This is a genomic window from Bacillus sp. MN7755, assembly GCF_054771475.1.
In genome coordinates, this window is record NZ_BTRL01000033.1 from 1,574 (window position 1) to 5,974 (window position 4,401).

Annotated in this window: 5 protein-coding genes and 3 pseudogenes; 5 read left to right on the plus strand and 3 right to left on the minus strand. The window is 36.5% G+C overall.

Translation table 11 applies throughout. The annotated features are described in order from the left end of the window. Window positions 1-649, plus strand: a pseudogene (locus ACYVEC_RS29175) (hypothetical protein); the annotation flags it as partial. A gap of 167 nt (window positions 650-816) precedes the next feature. On the opposite strand, the gene ACYVEC_RS29180 reads toward ACYVEC_RS29175, so the two are convergent. Beyond that, window positions 817-978, minus strand: a complete 162-nt coding sequence (locus ACYVEC_RS29180) for a hypothetical protein (RefSeq protein ID WP_162840196.1) — start codon at window positions 976-978, stop codon at window positions 817-819. A gap of 627 nt (window positions 979-1,605) precedes the next feature. Here ACYVEC_RS29180 and ACYVEC_RS29185 point away from each other — a divergent pair. The 4 genes and pseudogenes from ACYVEC_RS29185 (at window position 1,606) to ACYVEC_RS29200 (ending at window position 3,003) form a co-directional block, all read left to right on the plus strand. Next, complete coding sequence (locus ACYVEC_RS29185) at window positions 1,606-2,157, plus strand: exosporium leader peptide-containing protein (RefSeq protein WP_063221355.1); 552 nt, start codon at window positions 1,606-1,608, stop codon at window positions 2,155-2,157. Next, window positions 2,158-2,403, plus strand: a pseudogene (locus ACYVEC_RS29190) (tyrosine-type recombinase/integrase); the annotation flags it as partial. It abuts the gene before it with no gap. A gap of 11 nt (window positions 2,404-2,414) precedes the next feature. Then, window positions 2,415-2,754, plus strand: a pseudogene (locus tag ACYVEC_RS29195) (hypothetical protein); the annotation flags it as partial. A 138-nt stretch (window positions 2,755-2,892) separates the two neighbouring features. After that, entirely contained in the window at window positions 2,893-3,003 is a 111-nt protein-coding gene (locus ACYVEC_RS29200) for a YjcZ family sporulation protein (RefSeq protein ID WP_000505679.1), read from the plus strand. Here the strand turns inward: ACYVEC_RS29200 and ACYVEC_RS29205 are convergent. Together ACYVEC_RS29205 and tnpB are read right to left on the minus strand one after the other, a co-directional pair. Further along, complete coding sequence (locus tag ACYVEC_RS29205) at window positions 2,971-3,255, minus strand: hypothetical protein (protein ID WP_231428615.1); 285 nt, start codon at window positions 3,253-3,255, stop codon at window positions 2,971-2,973. The genes ACYVEC_RS29200 and ACYVEC_RS29205 overlap by 33 nt on opposite strands. Before the next feature lie 292 nt (window positions 3,256-3,547). Continuing rightward, window positions 3,548-4,401 (minus strand): IS200/IS605 family element RNA-guided endonuclease TnpB (gene tnpB, locus ACYVEC_RS29210; RefSeq protein WP_460509464.1); only part of this gene is annotated, 854 nt, incomplete at its 5' end.

Below are 4,401 nucleotides of genomic sequence, written 5' to 3' on the forward strand. Positions count from 1 at the left end.
AATCACTGGACCTACTGGACCTACCGGAATCACTGGACCTACCGGATCTACTGGATCTACCGGAATCACTGGACCTACCGGAATCACTGGACCTACCGGATCTACTGGACCTACCGGAATCACTGGACCTACCGGATCTACTGGACGTACTGGACCTACTGGGCGTATTGGACGTACTGGACGTACTGGACCCACCGGAATCACTGGACCTACTGGACCGGGAGCTATAGAATCTGCATTCAGGGCAAATATAGGAGCTGAAGAACAATTTACTGTTGCTTTTACCTCTCAAACTGTAAATTTCACAACTGAACTCTTTGATTTTAATAATGAATATGATGGTATAAATACTTTTACAGCCAAACAGGAAGGTGTATACCAAATTAATGCAAATTTGACATTTGAACCTGTACTCGTTCAGCCTTTTGTGGGAATATTGGATTTATTCGTAAATGACACTTCCGTTTATCGAGATATAAAAGACGATGTTACTAGTTTCAGCGTATCCACTATCTACGGATTACATCCAGGTGATACCGTAAAAGTAGTATTTCTTGCTACTATAAAAGGTAGAATCTTAGCTTTACCGACTCCATCAATGCTTAGTTTTTCTGCAGCAAGATTCCCACTTACAAGTCCTATACCTTAAGTTCTTACCATTTTCTATTCCCATAATGATAAATAAAAGGGAATTTCTAATAACATAATTTATATAAACAAAAATTCCCTTTCTATATTTTAGAAAGCCTCTTCAAAATTTTTAAATACATTTAGCATCGCACTATCCCCACTTTCACTTGGTTAAGAATTCAAATTTTATTGAGCTTTCTTGCCTTCAGTTGTTATCTTCATCAGTTGCTCCATCCCCTTTTGATCTTTCATCCAAGCGCACAATGCTTTGTAGTTTTTCAGCTCCTTCACCACAAGTCTTCGCAACTCCCTTTCATCGATGTCTTTAAAAAATGACAACTGATTCATACGATACGGATCCCCATCTGTTCAATCTTCTTCCTTGAATAGTTACAGCTTATCTTGGCCATACTGTATTTGCATCTAGATTATCATCTTGAAACCGAGCAGTTAGCTTTTGCTAGCTGCTTTTTTTACAAATATTAATTAATCCAATCATATTTCAGAAAAATTTCGTATGATATGGTGTATTCCTTTCTATTGAGTGAATGATCTCGCCACGAGAGCACTTTATTAAGTGCTCTTTTCGTGTTTCAAATACATAAAAAATAAAATTATTATTAAAAAGGTAATTCTTTATTTCTCAATATAAAGAGTAATCATGTAATATATGAGCGAAGGGTAAGGTAAGATTTTGTCGTACACACCATGAAAGGGGGATATTAACGTAAGAACGTAGCGGGTAAATTAATCGGTTTACTGCCATTTGAAGCGACTTCCAGCACATGATATTTGTACGGCCTTCCCTATAAAAGGAACGGTCTTATTTTATCTTTGTTTTCCCCTTGTCGATTAAAATAACGCTTTTGTTAAGCTTTTTTAGCCATCTTCTTTCTTACTAAACAAAAATATGATCATATTTTATTTATATTGCGCATCTATTAAATACGATAAGAACTATTTGGAGGTGAACATATGTCAAAGAAGGATGAACTAAATTCACCGGGAATTTTACAGAGCGCCGCAGAAGATCCTATTTTAATTGGTCCCAAGTTACCTACTATTCCACCATTTACGCTCCCTACAGGACAGACTGGTTCAACCGGAGTAACTAAACCGACTGGCATCGTTTCAGTTATATTTAGGCAAATTAGCACTCCTGCACCTGCCTCGATTAACCTCACATTACCGGCTATTAATGTAGAAGTTAATCAAATAGTAAAGTTAGAAGGGGTTTTCAGATCTGACTATGTTTCTAACCCCAGTCTTACAGAATTTAGTGTATCTTCAGTTCTTAATTTAGTGAGAGATGTCACCATTATTGCGATTCAGGTAGAAGCTCAAACCAATATTCAGAAACCGGCAAATACTCAAGCCCATTTAACCCACAATGTTTCAGTAATCTGGGTAGATATCCCTCCACCTGGGACTTATGTATACTGTCTGAATATGTCTGCCTCGGGAGTTAATATATCAACTAGCACTATTATGGATAGAAACTTAACTGCTACAGTAATTAGCATTTAAAGTTTAATTACAATAGATGCTCCCCATCGTTTTTTAAAGGACCACTACAACAAAGCTGGTTTCCCTCGAATTTGTTTTCATGATTTACGTCATACACATGCAACACTCATGCTTCAGGCTGGAGATCATCCTAAAATGGTTCAAGATCGATTAGGTCATTCTTCTACCCAAATGACTTTAGACAAGTACAGTCATATCACACAAAACATGCAACAACAAGCCGCAGAAAACTTTGAAAATGTAATTTTAATTGTGGAGCACAAGCCCCTAGTACACTACCTGCCATCGGTTTTGTTTTCAATGCTACTTCACCTCAATTCGCAACATTATTCACGCCACTACTATTGCCTAATCCGGACCCAAGCCCTAATATCACTGTCCCTGTAATAAATGATACAATCAGTACTGGAATTGATATTAGAATTCAAGTAGCCGGTATTTATCAAATCAGTTATACCTTAACAATAAGCCTCGATAACGTTCCAGTATCACCGGAAGCAGCTCGCTTTTCTTTTGACACTAAACTCATCAACTAATGTTATTGCAGGATCTGGAACCGCAGTTCTATCTAGTATCATCGGCACTGGTCAAGTCGAAGCAAGACACCTCAGGGTGTCTTTTCTTTATTTTCAAAAGGACCTGCTCAATTACTGTGTAAAAACATAAAATAATTTGAATCCATTAAAATACATGAGTGTACTCTTGTTTTCCCCTCTAATTAAAGGAGGAACTATTATGGGATTTGGTGGTAGTTGTGGCGGAGGCTGCGGTTTTGCTGGAGGATTTGCTTTATTAGTTGTATTGTTTATTTTATTAATCATAGTCGGCGCTGCTTGCTTCTGCTAAAAAACTATTGGAAAAGACACTCTTATATGGGTGTCTTTTCTTTATGTGTATATTATCCGATTCATTAGTTTGATTATAAACATATTTGGCTTCTCCAAAAAGATCACCAGTATCCCATTCGCAATCATAATGGGCACATCCTAAAGGATCGCCTTCATCTCGACCTCTTGAAGGTTTACCGTTATCTATATCTGGATGTTCTTTTTTAATGTATGTATCCAATTTAATAGTTATTGCACTGAGTTTTTCCATTTTTCATTTTTCTTTTAATCGCATTAGTTATTGATTTTAATTGAGGAATATTAACCTTTATTTCGATTATTTTCATAAATACTTCTTGAAATTCATGGACCTCATCAATGATGATAATTCCTAAATCAGTCTTTAATGTTGACTAATGTGCTGTATCGGAGTCTAAGCCATTTATAGGGAGTGAATTAGTTTTGCATGATTAATTATTACTAATTGGTTGAACTACCCCCACTTTCACTTCGTTTAGAAGAGGGGGATTCCTAAGTAAAGAGTTCTATCGAACTCTAATTTATTAGGCTAACCCCGCAGTCCTTGCGGTTAGAAGCCTTATCGCTTCATTCTTTAGATTGATACTTGCGTTAATATCCCGATCATGGTGTGTAAGACAAGAAGGGCAGTCCCATTTACGTAGGTTTAGATTTTTAACGTCTTTGTTTTGATATTCACAACAAGAACATAATTGGCTGGAAGCAAATGTTTTCGATACGACAATGATTTGTTTGCCGTACCATTTTGCCTTATATTCCAACATAGTGCGAAACTGTGACCATGATATCTCACTAATAGCTTTTGCTAACTTATGATTCTTTAACATATTCGATACTTGCAAATCCTCTATACCGATAACATCGTGGTTTTTGATGATTTCAGTCGAGATTTTGTCCAAGTAATCTTTTCTAGCATTCGTCATGTATTCATGAATTCTAGCTCCTTTTACTCGTTGTTTATTCCAGCGAGAAGATCCTTTCATTCTTCTAGAAAGAACACGCTGTGCTTTTGCCAATTTCTCTTCTAATGATCGAAAAAACTTCGGATTTTTATAGGTTGTTCCATCTGACAAAATGGCGAAATCTTTTAGTCCCACATCCATTCCAATGTAAGAATTTGTTTTTGGAAGTTCTTGCACTTCTGTTTCAACTAACAATGACACAAAGTATCTGCCAGAAGGGTTCCGTCTAACTGTAGCATTTAAAATACGTCCTTTTACTTCACGACTTTTGGCAAATCGAACAAGACCTAGTTTTGGCAATTTTATTTTGTTTCCTACAACGGCAATGTTTTCATTTGTTTGTTTTGTGGTATAAGATTGCACGTTGTTCTTCTTAGATTTGAAACGCGGTGCATTGTTTTGTTTTTTGAAAAAGC